At 59.8% G+C, this 1,874-nt stretch carries 1 protein-coding gene; it reads left to right on the top strand.

What is annotated here, in order from left to right; translation table 11 throughout:
- Window positions 1–1,489 (top strand): ATP-binding protein (locus tag EOC06_RS40485; protein ID WP_368773616.1); only part of this gene is annotated, 1,489 nt, incomplete at its 5' end.
- Window positions 1,490–1,874 lie beyond the last annotated feature (385 nt).

The raw sequence follows: 1,874 nt of genomic DNA, 5'->3' as shown, positions 1-1,874 counted from the left end.
GGCGGAAGCGGATGGCTCGGCGGCGCAGAACCGGCTCTCGGCGGCACTGTCGGCGGCAGCCGTTCCCCATGATCACTCTGATTCCTGCGAAGCGCTTTTGGCTACGGCCCAATCGGCCGTTGATCTGGAAGTTGAACACAAGAATCTGAGGGAGCAGCTTGAACGCTGCGAAAGGGAGGAGGCTTCCCGCCGCTCAGCCCTTGAAACGGCATCCGCCGACGAGGCGCGATGGGACGCGTCATGGGCTCAGGTTTGCAGGAGCTGCTGGCTCGGGGCGGGCGGCACTATCCCCAGCCTCATGACCGTCAAGGAGGTCATGGACCGACTAGCCGAGCTCGGCCCGGCTGCTCAACGGCAAGCCGGATTGGCAGATCGCATCGCCAAGATGGAGGACGATCAGGCGGCCTTTTCGCGCGAGCTTGCCGTCATGGCCGCAGAACTCGGATTGGAGCGACCAGCAGAGAGTGCCCTGAGCCTCTGGGCGCTGATGTCCGCCAGAGTGGAAGAGGCCCGATCGAAAAAGGCGGAAAAGGAATCCATGCAGCTTGCTCTCAAGGATCAGAGCCTCAAAAGCCGGGACCTGGAGGCTGAAATCGAGATTTGCGAGCGACGCAAATCTGAAATGACGCAGCTGTTCGGAGTAACTTCCTTGCAGGAGGTTGAGAAAAAGCTGCGCATGATCGAGCAAAGGATCGACTTGCGCCGGCGTTGTCATATCATCGAACGCGAAATCCGCGAGGCGCTGCCAATTCAGGACATGGCCGATGTCGAACAGATGCTTGACGCCGCGGATCGGCATGCGCTGGAGGCCGAGCAGGTAGAACTCAGAGCCCGGTTTGAGGATCAGGATCGGCGCGTACGAGAGTTGTTTACGGCATACAGCAAAGCGTCCGACGAGGTGGATGCTGTCGACGGCGACAATGCCGTGGCTGCTCTTGAGGAGCAACGGCGCACGGTCCTCCTGGAAATCGAGGATAAAGCGTTCAGCTACTTCCGCCTCAGGGCCGGCATCGTAGCGGCCGAGCAAGCCTTGCGCCTCTATCGCGACAAGCATCGCAGTTCGATGATGCTTCGCGCCTCGGCGGCTTTTCAGGTGATCAGCCGCGGCGCCTATCGCGGTCTGGCGACCCAGCCTGACAAGGACACCGAAGTCCTTATTGGCATCGGGGCTGATGGGAGTTCCAAGCTGGCGCAGGAAATGTCAAAGGGAACGCGCTTTCAACTCTATCTCGCGCTCCGGGTTGCCGGCTACCACGAGTTCGCCCAATCTCGAACCTCGGTTCCCTTTATCGCCGACGACATCATGGAGACGTTCGACGACTTTCGGGCGGAGGAAGCTTTCCGGCTCTTCGCCGATATGGCGAAAGTGGGTCAGGTAATTTATCTGACGCATCACCAGCATCTTTGCGACATCGCCCGGCGGGTTTGTCCTAATGCGCGCATACACGAGTTGGCCGCGCCACTCGTCCAGGAACGCCGAGCTGCGTGAGACGTCGATCCCGAGATGGTGCAAGCCGGGGGCCCTCCGTGACCGCCCGTGACCAATTCAAAGATTATTCGCCGATCAGCGCCGAAGCGCCAAGCCGTTTACAGGCACTTTGAGAATGTCACGTGCCTGGCATGTTGGGTACGAGCGGTTACGCTTTGTCAGAATTTAGAATAAAGCACCGGCTTCGGCCCGCTTCCCGGCACGAAGCAGCCTCTAGCTTCGGCTCGAGGAGATTTGCATGGCTTGGGGGTCCTCTCAGCGAAGGACATGGTCCCGGGCGATGACGCTGCACCTCTCCGACTCTCAGTTTTTAAGGATTGGCAAAATTGCGTTGCGGATTTGTGGCCGCCTGATACTGGTCCGCCTCTCTTATCGGAACCAGCTC

This window comes from Mesorhizobium sp. M7A.F.Ca.MR.362.00.0.0 (assembly GCF_004023175.1).
Taxonomy (GTDB): Bacteria; Pseudomonadota; Alphaproteobacteria; order Rhizobiales; family Rhizobiaceae; genus Mesorhizobium.
Note: the sequence above shows the minus strand (reverse complement) of the source record. Positions and strands in the feature narration are given on the sequence as shown.